Below are 19,139 nucleotides of genomic sequence, written 5' to 3' on the forward strand. Positions count from 1 at the left end.
CTGTCATCGCGCGTAGACGCGCAGGGAGATCTTTTGCGTCAACTCTCCAGCCCATTGGCTGGACTGCAGGATTTCGCCGCTGCCGGGAACGACCCAGTAATAGTTCGAGAACTGGATGTCGCCATTGCGGCAGGTTTCGGTCATGGTGCGGGTGGCGACCGCGCGATCCTGCAGCGGCACGGTATCAGTGCCGTAGGGTGCGATGATGCATCGCAGCGCCCGGCTGACGGCGTGGTCGTCGCCGTCGAGCAGGGTCATCACCCGGGTCGTGGTGCCGCTGCGGAGGCTGTGGATCAGTGCCGCGCTCTCGGACACGTCCGAGGCCATCACATCGGCCCCAAACCCGCGGGTGCCAACCAAGATGCCGTCCTGCAGCAGGAGCTGCGCGCCGTCGGCACTGATCCAGGTGCTGACGCCGGCAGCATTTGCACGGCGCTGGCGCAGGAAGATGCCGATCGTTTCGGGCCGGCTTTCGACTGCGCCAGCGAGGCTCGGGGCGCTGGCCTGCCGGGCGGCAAGGAACTCGGGGACGGCAGGGCGCTCTGCCGAGCGGCCGGCCGGCAGCAGGTTACGGTACCGCGCATTGAGCTGCGGATCCGAGGAGCATCCGGCCAGCAGCACCGCGGTGAGGGCGAGGAAGATTGGTCTCATCGCCAGAACTTGCCCCACTGGTTTTGCATCTCGCTCTCGTTCGTGCCGCGCACCTGCTCATAGAGCCGGTTCGCGATCTCGACGCGGGCGCCGCCGTCACGCTGGATCGGCCGGACGGTCTGCGACAGCGCGCCGCGGCCCGGTTCGCCGGAGAGCCAGGAAATCGGGATCGACAGCCGGATGCCCTTGTCGAAGGACCCTTCGCCGAAGTCGTCGAAGGACACGTCGGTGAGGGTGAAGAAGGCGCCGACCCGGAAGCCGTTGTCGAACTCGCGATCGAACGAGATCGTGGCGCCCCAATCTTTGGCGAGGTAGCGCCCGGCGTCGATTTCGCCGCGGTAGCCTTGGCCGAAGTCGTAATAGGCCGAGAGGTGACCGCTTGCCACGCGGTAATCGGTCAGGCCGAGCCGGCTCTCGGGATCGCGCTGGCCGAGGTAATTGAGTTCGGCCCCGAGGGCGAGGCGGCTGCCTTGCGGATACCAGAGCAGCTCACCCGAAACCCCAGCGAACATCGCTTCGAAATAGCCGGCCGAAAGTCGGCCGTAGAGCGCTGAGGCCGGGCGAAACAGGTAATCGGCGGTAAGGATCGAGATGCGCGGTCCGGAAAACTTGTCATAGAGCGCCGCGTCCGAGCGGACGTGCGGCAGCACGGAATCCGACAGGCGGGTCGATTGGTCGAGCGTGCCAAAGGCCTTCTGACGCACGACCGCGGTCAGCGATACGCCCGGGGCCAAGGTGTAATGCAGGCTGGCCTGCGCGCCGAAGTCGATGCGCAGAGGGTTGTCCGGGTCGAAGAACTCGGTGCTGTAATAGGGGGTGAGCGCCCAGTTTAGCCGGGGATAGCTGCCGGCGTCGGGGGCAAGCCGGGTCGGCGCATCCGCGATGTCGGCGCGCACGAAGCTTTGCCAGCTACCGTCCCAGGCGGTCTCGAGCGTGTGCAGGTCGGCGCGGCGGAAGGTGCTGCTCGAGGTCGGCATGCCCTCGACCGCAAGGGTGATCTCGAAGGTGGAAAGCGCTGCGGGCAGGGTGTTGGCCATCACCCGCGCGGCGCGCCCCAGGGCCTCGGCGATGTTGGGATAGGTCGGGTTGGCAAGCACCACGCGTGCAGTGGTGTCGCTCTCGGCATAACTTTCCAGATCGAGCCCCTGCACCTTCAGCGCCCGGGACAGCCGGGACCGGCTGCTGTCGATGTCGCCGGCCTTCCAGCCGAGCGCTACGATGTCGGCCTGTGGCATGAGGGCGGGGGTGTTGCGCTCGATCCCGCCGGGGAATTGCGGTGCGCGCGGGTCGATTACATAGGTTAAGCCGAAGCCGGCCTGCGCGCCACCGATGACGAAAGCTTTGAAGGTCAGGTTCTTCGTGGCGCGGTAATCGAGACCGAAATTGAGCGGCGTGCGATGTTCGAAGCCCATGCGCTTCACTTCTTCCGTGTAGGCATCAGAGGAGTATTCCACTGCAAGGCGCAGCCGCTCGCTGGCCTGGTATTCGATGCCGCCGAAGAGCGCCGCGTCGCCCCTGAAGAAGTGATTGAATGAGACACGGCCAGTCTCATTAATGTCCCGAATCGGCCCGGGACGCGTATCGAAACGGTCGTCGATCACGCCAAGCGGGTTCGAGAAGCGGCCAAAAGAACCGAGCCGCCCCCAGCCGATCCCGCCGCTCACCGTGAGGCGGCTGTCGAGAAAGTGCTTGGAGGCGACGAGATATTCGCTTGCGAACAGGCCGGTGCCGCCAAAATCGCGCAGGCCGATGGCAAGGGCCGGAAATTGGGCGCTTTCCTCGCGCATAAGATAATGCACATCGAAGCTGCGGTCGAAGCGGTCCTCGTTTTGATCGTAGCCCCGCAGGATCGAATAGCGGAACACCCCCGAAAGCCGTGGCGTGATCTGGAAATGAAGCGAGTTGCGCGTGTGATCCGGCAGCAGAGAGGTGGTCCAGCTCAACGTGCCATCCCGGGTGGCGGTGGCGCTGGGCATGTCGATCAGCCCAGGGGTGCCATAGCTCGAGATTCCGTCTGCCTGTGCACCCGCGCTCAGCGCAATCGCCGCAGCGGTCCAACAACAAAGGAAGCACATGTACCGCAGATGCGATTTGACAGTTTCAGGCATTCGGGGGAGGCAATCTGAACAGTAGTTTCAACGGCATCTTTCGTGCTTGGTTAGCATGTGCGAGAACCGATTGCGAGTCTGCCCGATTTCTTCGGGCTCGCTGTCTTCTGCCTCGCCGCGGGCAGGTTCAGGCGCCGGTGCGCAGAAAAATGACCTTTGCGGTGCGCAAGATCAGGCTCAGGTCCGCCAGCATTGAGAGATTGGCGCCATAAGCCTCATCAAAACGCACGCGAGAGGCGAAAGTGGTGTCGTGGCGACTGAAGACCTGCCACAGTCCGGTCACTCCCGGCCGCAGGGAGTAATAGGCGCGTCCGCCTGCACGATCATAGATGTCGCGCTGCGCGGGCAGAAAGGGACGCGGCCCGACGAGGCTCATGTCTCCCTTGAGCACATTGAGAATCTGCGGCAGCTCGTCGAGGCTGGTCTTGCGCAGGATCCGGCCAATCGTGGTGATTCGCGGGTCGTTCGAGAGCTTCTGGAATTTGCTCCATTCCTCGGCGACCTTTGGATCGCAAGCGCACATCTCCTCAAGCACGCGCTCGGCATTCGGCACCATGCTGCGGAACTTATGGCAGGCATAGATCCGGCCGTCGCGCCCGACGCGCGGCTGGGTGAAGATTGCGGCGCTGCCATCGCTGCGAATTATGAGCCAGATCGCCAGCATCAGGGGAAGAAGGGCCGGCAGAAGCAGCATGCTTATCAGGAGATCGAGAATGCGCTTGCCTGAGGTAGCATAGAGCGCATGCTGACGATTATCCTTTTCTGGGGCGCTTGCGATCTCTGTATGCAGGATTTCAGCCGCTTCTTCTGTCGCGAAAGTGTCATGAATGGCCATAAACAAAGTTCCTCAGCGGGCAGACAATCTGCAAAATTTAGTTCGGATAGGCACCGCCACCACTCGTGTCGCTGCATCTAAGCAGCCTCTCCCCAGGCAGGGCTGATCGGGCTCGTGAACGGACGATACATGTCTCTCTTGAACATTTCATAACACTTGTCCCCGCGCAACTTGGCAGCCGCAGGCGGAATAATCGTCTTCGAAGCGGTGATCGCACAGAGAATGGGCGCTCGCAATGGTTAACGCCGCCGGCGGCGGCTGTTCCTTACTTCGAGGCGAGTGCAGAAATGCGTTCCCGCCAATTGCACTCTCCGGAGACGTAATGGATTGTGGCTTTGATTCGCCGGAAGACCGGATATTGGGAGTGCTATGAAAGGGCATGCGAAAAATTTTGAGACATCTTGGGTTGATGAAGCCGCACTCCGCCCTGCGGCGCGCTCACCAGCAGATGCCCGCCTTTCCGCCGCTGCGCCCCGAGACGACACTTGCGGTAATCGGCGACGTGCATGGCGAGATCGTGCTGTTTGAGCGTCTGCTCGCCCGGCTCCGGCAGGAGGCGCCCGGGGCACGGCTGATCTGTGTCGGAGACCTGATCGACCGAGGGGAGGCCAGCGCGGAGGTGTTGCGCCTTGCTCATGCGCGGCGCGGCGACATCACTGTCATCATGGGAAATCACGAGGAGATGCTCCTACGTTTTCTCGATGCCTCCGACGCCGACATCGAGCATGCCTTGGCACATTGGCTGCGCAATGGAGGCCTGCAGACCATGGCAAGCTTCGGCATCCTCACGCCCGGTGCCGCGCCCTCACATGCTGAGTGCCTAGCCATGCGTGATCGTCTGCGCATCGCGCTCGGGTTGGAGCTGGAGCTCTGGCTGCAAAGCCTGCCGCGGCTCGTGGTCAGCGGCAATGTCGCGGTGACCCATGCCGGTGCGGACCCCTGGCGGCCGATGGCCCAGCAAAGCGGCGAGGTGCTGACCTGGGGCTGCCCAGATTTCGGGCGCCGTAGGCGAACCGACGGAATCTGGGTGGTCCGCGGCCACCGCATCGTTTCGGTGCCGGTGGCCGCGGATGGGGTGATCTCCGTCGACACCGGCGCTTTCGCAGGCGGCGCCCTGAGCGTGGCACTCATTTCAGGCGGGGGTGTTCAATTTTTGAGCGAATTTCCCTGATGCAGTTGCAATCTGCGGCGGTGGGCTTCACAAGTCGATCCGTATACGCCGCTTTCATCCCGGCGGCGTGTGGCGAATTTTGGTCCAAACCTGATGGCCTCTGCGAGTGAATATGAACAGGATTACCATGGCTGATGTGCGAGCCGATGGCACTGATGACACAATCGATCTGGCGCAATTGTTTCAGTCTCTACGCGCGGGCTGGCGGGTGATTGCCGCTGTGACCGTGCTGATGATCAGTCTTGGCCTGATCTATGCCTATGGCCTCGCGACGCCGATTTATACTGCCCAATCCATGGTGGTGCTCGATACGCGCAAGAACCAAGTTGTTGATTTGCAGGGCGTGATGAGCGGAATTACCGGTGATTCCGCCGAGCTGAATACCGAGGTCGAGGTGCTCAAATCGCGCGGCCTGGCGGAAAAGGTCGTGGAGGAGATGAACCTCACCGCTGATCCGGAGTTCAATGCCGCGCTTCGCACGCCGTCTCTGCTGGCGCGTCTCAAGGGGCTGTTCGGGGCGCAGATCCAGACCGAAACCTCGAAGGCAAAAGTGGTGGATGCGCTGCTCGACCATCTCTCGGTGCGCAATGTCACCTCGAGCTATGTTTTCGAGATCGCCGTTCAGTCGGAAGATCCGCAAAAGGCTGCGATGATCGCCGACGCGATCGCCAAGCGCTATATCCTCAACCAGATCGAGGTGAAGTTCGATGCCACGGAGCAGGCGACGGCCTGGCTGACGAATCGTGTCGCCGAACTGAAAAGCGATCTCGAGGTGGCCGAAGAGAAGGTGAAATCCTTCAATTCGGCGACCACGCTCGTCTCGCCCGAAATGCTGACTTCGCTCGAGGTGCAGCTGAAGGATATCCGCGAGCGAATCGAGCAGGGCAAGGCGCAGGAGGCCGCGGCGCAGGCGCGGGTGGCGCAGTTGAGGGCCGCCGACACGCCCGAGGCGAAGCTTGCCGCTGCGCAGGACGTTGTACTGACGCGACAGGAGCCGGGCAGCGGGGAATTCGACACGCGTTTCGCCCAAGTTCTGGCCCGCGCCGAACTTGACGCGGCCCGCGCGAGCGATCAACGTGCCGCGTTGGAGCGGTCCCTGGAAACGATGAGCCGGCAAATTGCGACGCAGGGCGACGACATGATCCAGCTGCAGCAGCTCGCCCGTGAGGCCGAGGCGAGCCGCACGCTCTATGAGTACTTCCTGGGCCGTCTGAAGGAGACCTCAGCGCAGCAGGGCATCCAGCAAGCGGACAGCCGCGTGCTGTCGATGGCCGTCATCCCCTCGGTTCCTACCGCCCCGCGTAAGAGCCTGATCGTCGCGATGTGTGTTGCGCTCGGCTTTCTTGTCGGGGTCGGGCTCGTGATTGCACGCGAGGCGCTGAGCAGTGGCTTCCGGACGGCGCGCCAGCTTGAGGAAGAAACCGGTGTGGTGGTGATGGGGCAGATCCCGGTCATCCCCGGCGCGGATCGCTCGGAAATCCTGTCCTATCTGGCAAGCAAAACGTCTTCCGCGGCAGTGGAGGCGGTGCGCAACCTGCGCACCTCGGTCCTGCTCTCGAATGTCGATCATCCGCCGCAGGTGATCGTCTCGACCTCCTCTGTGCCGGGCGAGGGCAAGACGACGAACTCGCTTGCGCTTGCAATGAATCTCGTGGGTATCGGCAAGTCGGTCCTCCTGATCGAAGGCGATATCCGCCGTAACACGCTTGGGCAGTATTTCATGTCGCAGGCGCAGACGGGCAAGGGGCTGGTCTCTGTCCTGTCAGGCGAGGCGGAGCTGGAAGAGGCGATCCTGCGTCCGGCCGAGCTGGGAATTTCGGTGATTATGGGGGAACGCTCCGCGATCAACGCTGCTGACGTCTTCATGTCGGACGCCTGGCACGAGTTCATCACTAAAATGCGTTCGCTCTACGACTACATCATCATCGACACACCGCCTGTTCTCGTCGTGCCTGACGCGCGTATCATCGCGCAGGAGGCGGATGCCGTCGTGTTTTCGGTGAAGTGGAACGCCACCAGTCATGGGCAGGTGCGGGAGGCCTTGCAGATGTTCGAGACCGTTCAACTGAAGGTCGCAGGGCTGGTGCTCAGCCAGATCGACGGAGCGCAGATGAAGCGTTACGGCTATGGCGGCACTTATGGCGGCTATGGTGCCTATTCCACCTACGGCTCTAAGTATTACAACGGTTGAAGGGAGTGGTCACTCCATTAGCAGGGCGCTGAAATAGTCGGCCTCGACCTCGGATGCAGAACATGATTCACCTCTCGCCACGGCGATAGCGGGATCACGATGCGGGGCACGGACGAGACGAGCGGTTCGCTTTTCAGCTATGCCGACCTGGAAGACCGGATCCCGGCCAGGCACCCACTGCGCAAGATCCGGCAGGTGGTCAACGACGCCCTCACCAGCCTCGACGCTGATTTCGAAGGGCTTTACGTCCGCTTCGGCCGCCCCTCGATCGCGCCGGAACGGCTGGTCCGGGCCCGTCTTCTGCAGATCCTGTTCTCGATCCGCTCGGAACTCCATCTGATGGAACAGATGGATTACAACCTGCTGGTTCGTCAGACTCGGGATCGACGATCAGGTCTGGGTTCCGACGGTGTTCACGAAGAACCGCGACCGGCTGATGAGCACCGAGATGTCGCGCAAGATCATGGCGCATCGCGAGGTGGCGCCGCTCTTGTCGGATGAGCATTTCTCGGTCGATGGCACGCTGGTGAAGGCGTTCGCCATGGGCCTCGGATCAGTGGCGGCCCCATGGCTCACCGCCGATGCAGAGCTTCCAGCCGAAGGCCGAGCCGCCCGAGACCGATGGTCTCGATGACGATCCGGGCGACGAGGATCCCGGCACGCCGCCGGCGCAAAGCCTCGCCCCCGAGCCGCCCGCGACCGAAGCAGAGCCCGATCCGATGCCCCGCAGCCCCCGCCAGAACCGCAATGCCGAGGTCGACTTTCGCGGCGAGAAACGCTCGAACGCCACGCATGCCTCGATCACCGATCCCGAAGTGCGGCTTTACAAGAAATCTCCCGGCACCGGTGCAATACTGTGCTTCATCGGCCATGCCGTGATGGAGAACCGGTCCGGCTGATCGTGCAGGGCGAGCTGAGCCCTTGGCCGATGGCCATGCAGAACGGCAAGCTGCACTCGACATGACTCACCGCCATTCGCCGGACTCGACCCGGCGCCTGACGTTGGGCGCCGACAAGGGGGATGACGCGGCCGAATTCGCCAGCGATCTGCGCGAGGCCTGTGTCACACCTCATGTCGCGCAAAAGGCCCGGCACTCCGCCATCGACCGCCGCACCACCCGCCACGACGGCTACGCCTGTCACTGAAACATCGAAAGCGGATCGAAGAGGCGTTCGGCTGGGCCAAGACGGTCGGAGGGACGGCACAGACGATGTATCGCGGCCTCGAATGCGTGCAGTCGCGGTTCATCCTGACGATGGCCGCCAACAACCTGGAAGGGCTGCCCCGGCTGCTCGCCGCTTGAGGCCGAAGAGCGGTGGACCTGAGGAAGGACACGCAGCCGCAAAAATTTGCGAAAACCGAAGACCCTTCTCGCCGGCCGACTATTTCAGCGCCCTGCTAGATGTTTAGTCCCGGTATCCGGTGGATTGGATCAAACCTAGGGCCGACTCTAGTTGCAGATGGTGAAAAATCCCGTGATGGGCCTGGCCCATAATGCTTCCTTCCATTCCTGAGAAAAGATCGCACCATCAAGCCGTGGGATCAAACACCTAAGGCATTGGGAAGGTAATAGTCCACATGAGTTGACATCGCGCATATCGGCTGTATCTTTGCCCTTGCCACGGCGGGCGTGGCGTAGAACTGATCTCAGTCTGGCAGAGCTTTCTGCGCTGGCTTCTTGCTTCCCCAAAGGCAAGCAGCCGCTATCGGCACTGCATTCGGCCGGGATAGCCTCTTGGCCGGAACTATTTTGTGAACACGCAAGGCCATCGTATTGCCATCCTTGGGGGTGGGGTCGCGGGGCTCCATGTTGCCAGCCGGTTGGCATCGCGGTTCCGGGTCACGCTGATTGACCGTGAGCCCGCCCATGTCTGGAAGCCGATGTTGCACAGGATCGCTGCGGGCACCTGCGCCGTCCTCCCGCCACAGACCTCCTACGTCGCACAGGCCCGGGAGCGCGGCTTCGTCTTCGTGCCGGGCTCGGTCATCGGGATCGACCGGCGCGCGCGTCAGGTGCAGATCGCGCCGCTCGTTGACGGCACGCTGGGCGAGGTCGTGGGCGCGCGAGTGCTGGACTATGACACGCTGGTCCTTGCGCTCGGCAGCCTCGCAGATGGGTTCCGCACGCCCGGCGTGGCAGAACATTGCCGCACCATTGATTCCCGTGCTCAGGCGATGGCCTTCAACCACGAGATGAGGTTGCGGGTTCTCGATGCCGCGGCTCATCGCGGCCTCCTCTCCATCGGTATCGTGGGGGGCGGAGCGACGGGAGTGGAGCTGGCGGCCGAGCTCGCGCAGCTCGCCGATCTGGCGGAATATTGCGGTGCCGATGGCATCGCCGGTCGGGTGAGGGTCACGCTGCTCGAGGGCGGGCCGCGCATCCTTCGGCCCCTCCCCGAGCGGATCGCGCGTGAAAGCCACGCTCGGTTAGAGGAGCTTGGCGTGACAGTATTGACCGATGCAAGGGTGGAAAGGGCGAGCGATCTTGGCCTCCATCTCGCCGACGGACGGATTATCGAACCCGACATCGGCATTTGGGCGGTGGGGATGCGGGCGCCCGATGTGCTCGGTACACTCAAGGTGACGTGCGGTGGGGGGGGGCAGGTCGTGGTGAGCGACAGGCTGCGCAGCCTCGACGCCCCGGAGATCTTCGCGCTTGGCGATTGCGCCAGCCTGACGCCGGGGAGTGGCCGGCTTCCGCTCGCGCCCACGGCGCAGGTGGCCTATCAACAAGCCTGCTATCTCTGCCGGCATCTGCCCGCGCTGATCGACGGCGACGAGGTGCCGCCGTTCCGATTCCGCGAGCCTGATGCGCTGGTATCGGTCGGCGGCTATGGCGAATTCGGTTCGCTCGGGACGTTCAGCTTTTTCCGGAGCGCGGGCATCCGTGGGCGGATCGCTCACATGGCTCATGTCCTTCTATATCGGTCGCATCTGGTACAGCTGCATGGCGTTTGGCGCGGTACCCTGATGTGGGCGGTGGATTTGCTGAACTCGCGGCAACCAAAGATTTGGCTTGACCGGGGGCGGTTTCGAGGCCCGCGCCAGAAGGCACCGCCGGAGGCGATGGCCCCGCTAATGCCAGCAAAGTCTTTGTCGGCATCGGCGGAGATGAAGGTGACCGCCTGGCATAAATGACTCACCTCGGAATTGCAGAGCGCAATGAATCGGGCTTGATGATGTGACCGCCCCGGCGTTGTTGTAGAACTCCCGTTGTGAAGGATTCACATCACGAATCCATGCGGTTAGATGGGGGGCATGAGCGAACCCAAGCCTGCCCGTTATCGCACGACGAACTGGTCCGCCTACAACGATGCCCTCAAGAGGCGTGGGTCGTTGCTGATCTGGGTGGACAAGGAGATGGCCTGGCACGCGCCGCATGAGGGCCGCGCGGGGCGCCCACCGGTCTTCTCGAATGCGGCAATCCAGTTTTGCTTGTCGATCAAGGTTCTTTTCAAGCTGCCGCTCAGGCCGAGTGAGCCAGTGAGGCGCCATTGGTCCGAGCCCACTGGCGAACGGGATAGTGGCGAACCTGCTGCGCCTGGCCGGGCTGGATTGGCCGGTTCCAGGCTACTCCACGCGGCAGAAGACCCTCGAGGTCCAGATCCCGTATCGCCGCGCTGCCGGGCCGCTGAACCTGCTGGTGGACACTGAGCCATGGCGCCGCCACTGGTCCGAGGCCCATGGCGAAGGGCATCAAGTGACTCGGCGAATGAGATGGGACCGTGGCTGCAGTGCCGCCGCGTAAGCCCATCGAATGAGTGGCAGGCCCGCAAGCACGGCGTGCAGGGCCGCCGCCAATGGCGCAAGGTTCATCTGGCCATGGATACCGCCACGTCCGACATCCGGGCGGTGGAGTTCACCCCCAGCAGAGACGGCGACAGTCCTGTCCTGCCTGACCTGCTGGGTCAGATCCCGGAGGGCGAAGACATCAGCACCGTGACAGCCGATGGCGCCTATGACACGCGCCGCTGCCACACCGTCATCCTCGAGCGCGACGCGGTGCCGATCATTCCGATCCGCAAGAATGGTCGGTTATGGAAGGGGGACTGCCCGGCCGCGATGGCCAGGAACGAAACCCTGCGGGCGACCCGACACTATGGCCGGGCGTTCTGGAAGCGCTGGACCGGATACCACGTCCGAAGCCGGATCGAGGCGAAGATGCGCTGCCTCAAGTCCTTCGGCGAGCGGATCGCTGCAAGAGACCCCGACCGCCAAACCGCCGAAATCCAAATCAGCGTCGCACTCATCAATCGCTTCAACGCCCTCGGAGCCGCCGAGATCGTTCGCGTGGCATGACGCCACTGGAGTAAGGGGCAGCTGCGCCACAAGCCGCAGTTCTGCAACATATATAACCGCCCCTTGCGCAAGAGGGTTTATGAAGCACTTTCTGGCGCGGTGTCGGGTGCTGACATATATCCGGCCTCTTGATGCGACCTCGATATGCCGCGGGCCCGTATGGTGTTCGCGGATCAGGTCCCAAATCAACGCCGCGTGCTCGGTGGCACTTTGTTGCAGGCTGGTTCTCTTGATCCCGTCTCACGACCGTTGCGCGGCTTACGCCGCCACGGTCGGAGCCCGGTATGCTTCGCCCTTCATCATCAGCGCCCAGACGATGCGCGCCATCTTGTTGGCGAGAGCCACGCGGACCAGCATCGGAGGCTTGTGAGATAACATCCCAGCCAGCCAGGTGCCGGGCTTTGCCAAGGCGTGGACATGCCGCTTGATGATGACGCTGTTGGCGCCGAGGATCAGCAAACGCCGCAGCGACCGTTCTCCCATCTTCGTCGTCGCCCCAAGCCGCTGCTTGCCGCCCGTCGAATGTTGACGCGGCACCAAGCCGAGCCAAGCGGCGAAGTCGCGTGCCCGCCGGAATGTCTCCGGTGGCGGGGCCAGCGTGTCGAGGGCCGTGGCAATCAACGGGCCTATGCCCGGGATTGTCATGAGCCGTCGAGCCAGTTCGTTCTCCACGGCCCGATGACGGATCTCGGCATCGAGCTTCGCAATCTGGGTGTCGAAGCCCCTGATGACTTCGACGAGCACGCGCAAAGTCGTCACGGCCTGCTCCGGCAAGCCGTTCAACGGAGCCTCGAAGATGGCGACGAGGCGGCTGGCATTCGCGGCCCCCTTGGGTGCTATCTGGCCGAACTCGGTCAGATGGCCGCGGAGGGCATTGATCGCCTGCGTGCGCTGTCGGATCAGCAGCTCGCGGATGCGAAAGACCAGAGCGGCTCCTTGGGTCTCCTCACTCTTCACGGGCACGAAACGCATCGTCGGGCGCATGGCCGCTTCGCAGATCGCCTCAGCATCGGCAGCGTCGTTCTTCTGGCGCTTAACGAGCGGCTTGACGTAAGCGGGCGGGATGAGGCGGACCTCGTGGCCCAGTTTGCCAATCTCGCGGCCCCAGAAGTGCGCGCCGCCGCAGGCTTCCATTGTCACCAAGCAAGGCCGCAGCTGGCTGAAGAAAGCCAGCACCTGATCCCACCTCAGCTTCTTGCGCAGCACGGTGCGACCCGAGGCATCTGCCCCGTGCGCCTGAAACACATTCTTCGCCAGATCGTGTCCGACAGTGGTAAGCTCCGACATGACCGCCCTCCTTTGTGAATCGTCGCAGACCCACCTTGGCATATCGATGCCGTCGGGGGGTGGTTACATCATCAATGCCGTTTTAGTTCTTCAATCGACATATGAGATTTTCGACCGGAGCTGCGATCGAAGTCACCGAATTGAAAGAAGGCAAAAAATTCTAAATCATGAAACTTGCCCTTTCGGAGACACAACGCTAGTGTAATTAAATCAGGCAGGCAGAGAATCCTACGGGAAATCCGTAGTGGAAGAGATGTCGGGCAGGTAATTTACTGCCTCTTGGTAAAGAACTTCGAAAAACGACGCATATAGTTAAGCTATATCTTCTTGTTTGAACGGTTGCTGTGGGTTTTTTGTCCACAACAAGCTCAGTTTCACGATCGAGGCACTGAGCGCCAACAGCGTTTGATCCGGCTCCTTGAGCGCCACTCACGAAGAAAAGCGCCGGCCTTCGGGAAAATGGGCTGGATCATGAGCCAGGGTACGCCCCACTTGTGGGGCGCCCTGGCTCTCTTTTCTGAGCCGTCCTGTGTTTTCCGGCAACTGTATTCAGACTTGTTGAACCTCCCGGAAGCGGACTCCGTCGGCGATCATGCCGTTGGGCACGCTGAGCCGCTTCCTGGCCGTAGCTGCCAAGGCGGCTTTCCTGCGCGCTGAGCTGCTGCTGGTCTCGTAAACACGTAGATAGGATAAGATGATGATGTTCCAAGAGGTGGCGTAGCTCACCGTGGTCCTCGCGCTTTCAAGCAGGCCGAACTGGTCAGTCGGTCTGCGTTGCAGGCCAGCTGACGTTAGATCATCGCGGATGGGCGCGAGCGTTTCCAGCGTCATGTATCTGGAGCGCTGGACCGTCCATCCCTCGGTCTGCTCCATCAGGATCGCGCCGACGAGACGCCGGATCGATGCCTTGTCCGGAAAGATGCCGACGACGTCCGCTCGTTGCTTGATCTCGCCCTTCAGGCGCTCGATCGGCGGGCTGTGTAGCCTAGTGCGATGCCGGGCCGGGAAGGTCATGTCGGCCAGGACGTCCTCCTCGGCGGGGTCCATGAGCGTGGCCAACTTCGGGAGCTTGTCGCGCATCTGGCCCGCCATGAGCCGCCACTGGGCCTTCCCCGCCGCACGGTCGAGCTGGAGGAAGGCTGTGGCTATGAAGGCCGAGATCACCCGGCGGCTGTTCTTGCCGGCACCCTGCTGGACTGGTGTGTGCGCCATGTATCGACCCACTGAATTCCTGCTCATGCTACAGTGGAGAACGTGGCAATGAGTATGACGGTGGACGACAGCATCAAACGGTGGACAGCAAAGCGTAAGACGGCACTGGTGATCGAACTCATTCAGGGCAAGACGACAGTGGCCGAAGCCAGCCGGTCGTTCGACCTGACGCCTTCCGAGATCGAGGGCTGGGTCGAGGACGCGAAGCGGGGCATGGAGAATTCCCTGCGCGCCAACCCGCTCGACATTCGCGAGCAATACGAGAGGCAGCTCAAGGAGCTCCAGGAAGCCTACGGCGAGGCCATGTTGGAAATCCGCCACGAAAAAAGTGCAGGCCCTGCTGGATGCGGCGGACGACAAATGATCCAGAGCATCCAGCAGGGCCTTCTGGCCGATGGCGTCACGGTATCTATCGCCAAGCTCTGCGCCTGGTTCGGCGTGCCGCGGCGAACGGTCTACTACACGCCGGTCAAGGCGGCACCGAAGGTCGATCCGCGCTTTGCCGGGCCGATCAAGGCGATGATCGAGGCGGAGCCGTCCTTCGGCTATCGCACGGTGGCCTGGCTGCTCGGGTTCAACAATAATACGGTGCAGCGGATCTTCCAGCTCAAGGGCTGGCAGGTCCGCAAGCGTGCCATCGGTATGCGCCCCCGCATTCAGGCTGTGCCCTCAGTCGCCACAGCACCGAACGAGCGCTGGTCGACGGATCTGGCACGCGTCTGGACCGGCAAGGACGGATGGGCCTCCCTGGCACTAGTGATCGATTGCCACACGGGCGAACTGCTGGGCTGGCACCTGTCGCGCTCAGGCAAGGCCACTGCGGCCAGCGCCGCTCTGGAACATGCCCTGATCGCCAGGTTCGGCACGCTCGGCCGCGTCGACCGGGAGTTCCTCCTGAGGTCGGACAACGGCATTCGCCATCGGGCTCGAACCGATGGCGCCTCGATGGCTCATTCTTCACTAGCCGGCACTTCATCGCCCTCGTACGCAGCTACGGCCTTCGCCAAGAGTTCATCACCCCGCACTGCCCGCAGCAGAACGGCATGGTCGAGCGCCTGATCCGCACGCTCAAGGAGCAGTGCGTTCACCGCCACCGCTTCGAAAGCACCCAGCACGCGACCCGCGTCATTGAAGACTGGATCAGCTTCTACAACACCCGACGCCCGCATCAGGCCCTTGCCATGCGCACGCCGGCCGAGGCATTCAGATTAGCGGCTTAACCTGAGCAGATTCAGCCGGGTCATTACACTTTTGTCAACACGACCTAGTGATCATCTTTGGCGTTCATAGCCTCATCAAGGCATTCAAGTCTCTTAACGTCTCCATAGAGTCTGCCGATGTATGACCACGCATCGACTTCTAGGTTTGGCTTTAGGATGCTAAAGGCATCTTTAGCAATTCTAATATACATGTCGTCGACCTCTTTGTTAAATCCTATTGAGACTATTTTCCGTCTCTGCTCGATTACATCGGAAAACCCCATTGTCGGGACCTGACGTTGAATCGCGATATTATTGGCAACTATTCCTGTCAGATCACAGAACTCAACCTCATCCCTCGGCAAGACTTCATGTCCTTCCGTCAGACATTGCAATCTTGATCTTTCGCTGTAGAGGCTTTCTATGATCTTGCGCGTATTTCGATCATCTGAACTTAGGCCCTCGGAGTAAGCGGTCTTCAACGCCTTCTCAAATTCTACCTTATTGTCTTTGTAAGCCGGGCCGCCAATCTCGATTGCTTTCTTAATACTCATATCGGGTTCCACGCGGAACATGATAGCTGCATTGTCGATAAGTGTCTCTGAACAGGCCAACTCCTTCATGTTCAGCTTAATTTCTTGAGCGACAGCTTGGTTTGAAATTAGTAAAGAAGATGTGAGAAGGACGAGATTTTTTATTCTCATAGAAATTTCCTCATTTTAATGCGTCGCATAGCCGCCGCGCGCTTGCGTTGGATTCGTTTGGCTCTCCACATCCACTGATGTGAGTGTTCGTCAAAATTTCGGCCTCGCTATGGTAATCCTGTGAGAAATGGGTCTCGGTGTTTGCGCGAGTATGGCGTTGGCTCCTTACCGCGTTTCGCCTTCCATAGGCCCGCACGGGGCCGTAGCCCATTTGGATATCCACCCCCTGCTAGCGTCCGCAGCGGCGCTCCTAGGCTCCAGACTCATTAACTTTAGAGCCAGAAGAGGACGGTTGCGGCGAGGGCTATGGCCGATAGGAAGACGATGGGGCACCTGTCGTATCTTGTCGCAACCCGCCGCCAGTCTTTGAGCCTGCCGAACATGATCTCGATACGGTTGCGGCGCTTGTAGCGACGTTTATCGTGCCTGATGGCTTTCTTCCTGCCCTTCCGGCCGGGGATGCATGCCTTTATCCCCTTGTCTTTCAACGCATCTCTGAACCAGTCGGCATCATAGCCCCGGTCGGCCAGCATCCACTCTGCCTGCGGCAGGCTGCTCAGCATGGCAGCTGCACCAGTGTAATCGCTGACGGGGCCAGCGGTGACGAACATGCGGATCGGGCGGCCCTGCGCATCGGCTACAGCATGAAGCTTTGTGTTCATGCCGCCCTTCGTGCGCCCAATCAGCCTGCCACGCCCCCCTTTTTTACCCGCAGGCTGGAGGCCGTGCGATGGGCTTTCAGGTAGGTTGCATCAATCATGATCGTCTTCTCATCGGCGGCCTCGGTCGCCAGGCCAGCCATGATACGGGTGAACACACCCATCCGGCTCCAGCGCTTCCAGCGGTTGTAGAGCGTCTTTGGCGGGCCGTATTCGCGGGGAGCATCGCACCAGCGCAAGCCATTGCGATTGATGAAGATTATGCCGCTCAAGACGCGGCGATCATCGACGCGGGGACGGCCATGGCTTTTGGGAAAGAACGGCTCAAGCCGCGCCATCTGCGCGTCAGTCAGCCAGAAAAGATTGCTCATCAGAAGGGCCTCCTGGGCCCTCCTGAATCATCGAACAAGGTCAGAATCAATGGGTCCTGACCCTAGTGCCACTCCACCTTGTTGACGTTGGCCCATTTCAGGATGGCCTTGCTGGTGAACTCGGTGCCATTGTCAGAAACTATGCAGGCGGGTTTTCCATAGATCCGGACCAAGGCGTCCAATTCGCGTACGACCCGTGCGCCGGAGATGCTGGTGTCGGCAATCAGGGCGAGGTTTTCGCGGCAGCAGTCGTCGTTCACGGCCAGGATGCGGAACTTTCGGCAAGCCCCGAACGTGTCCGACAGAAAGTCCAGCGACCACCGCTGGTTTGGCCGCAGCGGCACCGGCATTGGTGTGCGGCTGCCACGTGCCCGTTTGCGACCACGACGGCGTCGCACCGACAGGCCTTCTTCCCGGTAAATCCGGTAGAGCTTCTTTTCGTTCATGACCATACCCTTGCGCTCGAGCAGGATGCCAACGCGCCGATAGCCGAAGCGACGGCGCTTCTCGACGATCTCGTGCATCGCCTCACGGATTTCCGGGTTGTCGGGCGGCCTCTTTCGCCGCACCGTCTTCGGATCGACACCGATCAGAACGCAGGCCCGGCGCTGAGAGATCGGATGATCCTTCATCGCCCGCAGCACTGCGTCCCGCCGTTGCATCGGCGTCGTCAAGGCTTTCCCAGCAGATCCTTCAGCACGACATTGTCCAGCATGACATCGGCCACGAGGCGCTTCAGCTTTGCGTTCTCGGCCTCGAGCTGCTTGAGCCGATTGGCGTCCGAAAGGTCCATCCCGCCATACTTGGCCTTCAGCTTGTAGAACGTCGCAGGGCTCAAACCGTGCTTCCGGCAAAGCTCCGAGGTCGGCAAACCGGCCTCCTGCTCTTTGATCATCCCGATAATCTGCGCCTCGGTGAAACGGCTCTTTCGCATTCGTCTGCTCCTTCAGGTTGGGCAGACTCTACATCAGATTGAGGGAACTTCCGGGGGGCAGGTCACAGCGCCTGAACTGTCGGTAAACGCTTGACCATTTTCCGAACTCGCCAGGTAGGTCCCGCCAAGGAGCCCCGGTTCGGGCAATCCAGAAAATCCCATCAAGGACGAGGCGGTGGTTGGTGGCTTTGCGTCCGTTCGGGGCGCGGACGGCGAGGATGAAGCGCTCAAAGAACGCCCATTCCTCGTCCGACATAAGGTCTCGTGCCAAGCTGGTCTCCATCGCAGATGCCAGCTTGAATCATGCCTTACGCCCGAGGGGAATCCCTTTTGTCAACACGACCTAGGTCCAGTGCCATGCGAACCTACCCGGCGCTCAGGGGCCGGCACAGAGGACGACGGGATTTGATCCAGTCAGCAGTTGTTGCCGCATGTGACGGGTTGGGCACAAACGACGACTATCGGACTATTTTCTTTGCGATGAAATGGGCGTCGGAACGGTCTGGCCATGATATGGCCGCAGGCAGAGGCATACCGCAGCCATCGCCGGACGATATGGCAGTCGATTTCAAAGAGCTCGACGACTTTAAAATCGAACTCGTTAACAGGAAGAAGAAGACTTCTGTCGAGCGATCCGCGCTCGAGAACCCGGTGGGCGCACCACTGCTTTAAGCGGAGGCATTGAATTCTATAAACATTGGAGTATGATAAGGTCATACCTTGGAGGTTCCTATGACCGTCAAAACCACGCTGAGCTTCACGAACCGCCACCACCGTTTCCTCACCGAAAAGGTGGGCGCTGGTGTCTTCGCCTCGCAATCCGCTCTGGTCGCGGCAGCGCTAGAGCAGATGATCCAGGACGAGCAGGAGCGCGAGGTCGCGCTGGGCGCTTTCGCCGACGAGGTCCGAAGCAGGCTGCAGACGCCACGCGATGCCTTCGTTGATGGCGATGAGGCCTTCGCCCGAGCACGCGCGCGGCTGGCCTCGGGGCGGCGGTGAGCCACTACATCCGTTTTCACCCATCGGTGGCTGACGACCTCGATTGGATTGCCGAATGGATCTCTGACTATGCCGGAGCGGCCAGTGCCGCAGCGAAACTTGATGAAATCGAGCAAACCATCCGCGGCCTCTCGCTGACCCCGCATAAGGGGAGCCGGCGCGACGAGATTGCGCCAGGACTTCGTGCAATCCCGGCGGGGCGGAAGGGTGTTGTTGTGTTTGCAGTCGATGATGATCTGTGTGAGGTCCTTATATATGCTGTGAGCTACGGCGGAGCGGATTGGGTTCGGCGGAGCAAGCCGCGCATCTGAGCGAGCGTTGTGTGCTACGCCTCAGGCTGCTATTGCAGGGCAGGGCGGAATGATGGCCCTGGACATTGCGAAACAGTTCGCAAATCCTGCCCCCGCAACCAACAAATCAGACTCGATAGAGCCAACAGCCCTCGCCAAATGCGGGGGCTTTGTCATGTCAAGCGCGCCGAGATCGAGAATTCCAGCCAAGTCCCCAATGAGGTCAAG

The 19,139-nt window shown here is 61.4% G+C and carries 14 protein-coding genes and 5 pseudogenes; 9 read left to right on the forward strand and 10 right to left on the reverse strand.

Going from position 1 to position 19,139, the window contains the following annotated elements; genetic code table 11:
- Nucleotides 1–3: 3 nt before the first annotated feature.
- From EOW66_RS19225 to EOW66_RS19235, 3 genes are all read right to left on the reverse strand, one after another.
- Nucleotides 4–651, reverse strand: a complete 648-nt coding sequence (locus EOW66_RS19225) for a YjbF family lipoprotein (protein ID WP_128157927.1) — start codon at nt 649–651, stop codon at nt 4–6.
- Complete coding sequence (locus EOW66_RS19230; RefSeq protein WP_128157928.1) at nt 648–2,759, reverse strand: YjbH domain-containing protein; 2,112 nt, start codon at nt 2,757–2,759, stop codon at nt 648–650. The genes EOW66_RS19225 and EOW66_RS19230 overlap by 4 nt, the downstream gene beginning before the upstream one ends.
- A gap of 127 nt (nt 2,760–2,886) precedes the next feature.
- Nucleotides 2,887–3,594, reverse strand: coding sequence for a sugar transferase (locus EOW66_RS19235; RefSeq protein WP_128157929.1), 708 nt, complete (start codon nt 3,592–3,594; stop codon nt 2,887–2,889).
- 379 nt (nt 3,595–3,973) lie between these two features.
- Between EOW66_RS19235 and EOW66_RS19240 the strand changes: the two genes are divergently transcribed.
- The 5 genes and pseudogenes from EOW66_RS19240 to EOW66_RS19260 all read left to right on the forward strand — a co-directional run.
- A complete protein-coding gene (locus EOW66_RS19240) occupies nt 3,974–4,765 on the forward strand; it encodes a metallophosphoesterase (protein WP_239017643.1) in 792 nt (263 codons plus the stop codon).
- Nucleotides 4,766–4,892: 127 nt separating this feature from the next.
- A complete protein-coding gene (locus tag EOW66_RS19245; protein WP_239017644.1) occupies nt 4,893–6,956 on the forward strand; it encodes a GumC family protein in 2,064 nt (687 codons plus the stop codon).
- A 99-nt stretch (nt 6,957–7,055) separates the two neighbouring features.
- Nucleotides 7,056–8,260, forward strand: a pseudogene (locus EOW66_RS19250) (IS5 family transposase).
- Between the two features lie 449 nt (nt 8,261–8,709).
- The gene (locus tag EOW66_RS19255) at nt 8,710–10,095 is read left to right on the forward strand and encodes an NAD(P)/FAD-dependent oxidoreductase (protein WP_128157931.1); all 1,386 of its coding nucleotides are present in this window, start codon (nt 8,710–8,712) and stop codon (nt 10,093–10,095) included.
- A 120-nt stretch (nt 10,096–10,215) separates the two neighbouring features.
- Nucleotides 10,216–11,253: pseudogene (locus EOW66_RS19260) on the forward strand (IS5 family transposase); the annotation flags it as partial.
- A gap of 261 nt (nt 11,254–11,514) precedes the next feature.
- Here the strand turns inward: EOW66_RS19260 and EOW66_RS19265 are convergent.
- Both EOW66_RS19265 and EOW66_RS19270 read right to left on the reverse strand, forming a co-directional pair.
- The gene (locus EOW66_RS19265; protein WP_128157919.1) at nt 11,515–12,543 is read right to left on the reverse strand and encodes an IS110 family transposase; all 1,029 of its coding nucleotides are present in this window, start codon (nt 12,541–12,543) and stop codon (nt 11,515–11,517) included.
- Between the two features lie 760 nt (nt 12,544–13,303).
- Nucleotides 13,304–13,728, reverse strand: a pseudogene (locus EOW66_RS19270) (transposase); the annotation flags it as partial.
- An 87-nt stretch (nt 13,729–13,815) separates the two neighbouring features.
- Between EOW66_RS19270 and EOW66_RS20750 the strand changes: the two are divergent.
- Together EOW66_RS20750 and EOW66_RS20755 are read left to right on the forward strand one after the other, a co-directional pair.
- Nucleotides 13,816–14,814 (forward strand): DDE-type integrase/transposase/recombinase, encoded by a 999-nt coding sequence (locus EOW66_RS20750; RefSeq protein WP_239017645.1) that lies wholly within the window; start codon nt 13,816–13,818, stop codon nt 14,812–14,814.
- Complete coding sequence (locus tag EOW66_RS20755) at nt 14,799–14,975, forward strand: integrase core domain-containing protein (RefSeq protein ID WP_239017646.1); 177 nt, start codon at nt 14,799–14,801, stop codon at nt 14,973–14,975. Before EOW66_RS20750 ends, EOW66_RS20755 begins: the two co-directional genes overlap by 16 nt.
- 44 nt (nt 14,976–15,019) lie before the next feature.
- Here the strand turns inward: EOW66_RS20755 and EOW66_RS19285 are convergent, their stop codons facing one another.
- From EOW66_RS19285 to EOW66_RS19300, 4 genes and pseudogenes are all read right to left on the reverse strand, one after another.
- Entirely contained in the window at nt 15,020–15,658 is a 639-nt protein-coding gene (locus tag EOW66_RS19285; protein WP_164881202.1) for a hypothetical protein, read from the reverse strand.
- A 272-nt stretch (nt 15,659–15,930) separates the two neighbouring features.
- A protein-coding gene (locus EOW66_RS19290; protein WP_128157933.1) for an IS5 family transposase occupies nt 15,931–16,688 on the reverse strand; the annotation gives its coding sequence in 2 pieces (ribosomal slippage) (nt 15,931–16,367 and nt 16,367–16,688; 759 coding nt in all).
- 65 nt (nt 16,689–16,753) lie between these two features.
- A pseudogene (locus EOW66_RS19295) lies at nt 16,754–17,622 on the reverse strand (IS3 family transposase); the annotation flags it as partial.
- 58 nt (nt 17,623–17,680) lie between these two features.
- Nucleotides 17,681–17,905, reverse strand: a pseudogene (locus tag EOW66_RS19300) (transposase); the annotation flags it as partial.
- Nucleotides 17,906–18,354: 449 nt separating this feature from the next.
- On the opposite strand from EOW66_RS19300, the gene EOW66_RS19310 reads away from it, so the two are divergent.
- Together EOW66_RS19310 and EOW66_RS19315 are read left to right on the forward strand one after the other, a co-directional pair.
- Entirely contained in the window at nt 18,355–18,621 is a 267-nt protein-coding gene (locus tag EOW66_RS19310) for a hypothetical protein (protein WP_239017647.1), read from the forward strand.
- The gene (locus EOW66_RS19315; protein WP_128157935.1) at nt 18,618–18,932 is read left to right on the forward strand and encodes a type II toxin-antitoxin system RelE/ParE family toxin; all 315 of its coding nucleotides are present in this window, start codon (nt 18,618–18,620) and stop codon (nt 18,930–18,932) included. Before EOW66_RS19310 ends, EOW66_RS19315 begins: the two co-directional genes overlap by 4 nt.
- A 21-nt stretch (nt 18,933–18,953) precedes the next feature.
- Here EOW66_RS19315 and EOW66_RS20560 read toward each other — a convergent pair.
- Nucleotides 18,954–19,139 (reverse strand): hypothetical protein (locus tag EOW66_RS20560; protein WP_206363754.1); only part of this gene is annotated, 186 nt, incomplete at its 5' end.

The organism is Paenirhodobacter huangdaonensis (assembly GCF_004022465.1).
Classification (GTDB): domain Bacteria; phylum Pseudomonadota; class Alphaproteobacteria; order Rhodobacterales; family Rhodobacteraceae; genus Rhodobacter; species Rhodobacter huangdaonensis.

Bases quoted from the DNA above. Each gene is read 5' to 3' on its own strand.
- EOW66_RS19230 (WP_128157928.1), bottom strand. From the start codon at position 2,759: ATGCCTGAAACTGTCAAATCGCATCTGCGGTACATGTGCTTCCTTTGT.
- EOW66_RS19225 (WP_128157927.1), bottom strand. From the start codon at position 651: ATGAGACCAATCTTCCTCGCCCTCACCGCGGTGCTGCTGGCCGGATGC.
- EOW66_RS19285 (WP_164881202.1), bottom strand. From the start codon at position 15,658: ATGAGAATAAAAAATCTCGTCCTTCTCACATCTTCTTTACTAATTTCA.
- EOW66_RS19265 (WP_128157919.1), bottom strand. From the start codon at position 12,543: ATGTCGGAGCTTACCACTGTCGGACACGATCTGGCGAAGAATGTGTTT.
- EOW66_RS19310 (WP_239017647.1), top strand. From the start codon at position 18,355: ATGACCGTCAAAACCACGCTGAGCTTCACGAACCGCCACCACCGTTTC.
- EOW66_RS20755 (WP_239017646.1), top strand. From the start codon at position 14,799: ATGGTCGAGCGCCTGATCCGCACGCTCAAGGAGCAGTGCGTTCACCGC.
- EOW66_RS19235 (WP_128157929.1), bottom strand. From the start codon at position 3,594: ATGGCCATTCATGACACTTTCGCGACAGAAGAAGCGGCTGAAATCCTG.
- EOW66_RS19240 (WP_239017643.1), top strand. From the start codon at position 3,974: ATGCGAAAAATTTTGAGACATCTTGGGTTGATGAAGCCGCACTCCGCC.
- EOW66_RS19245 (WP_239017644.1), top strand. From the start codon at position 4,893: ATGGCTGATGTGCGAGCCGATGGCACTGATGACACAATCGATCTGGCG.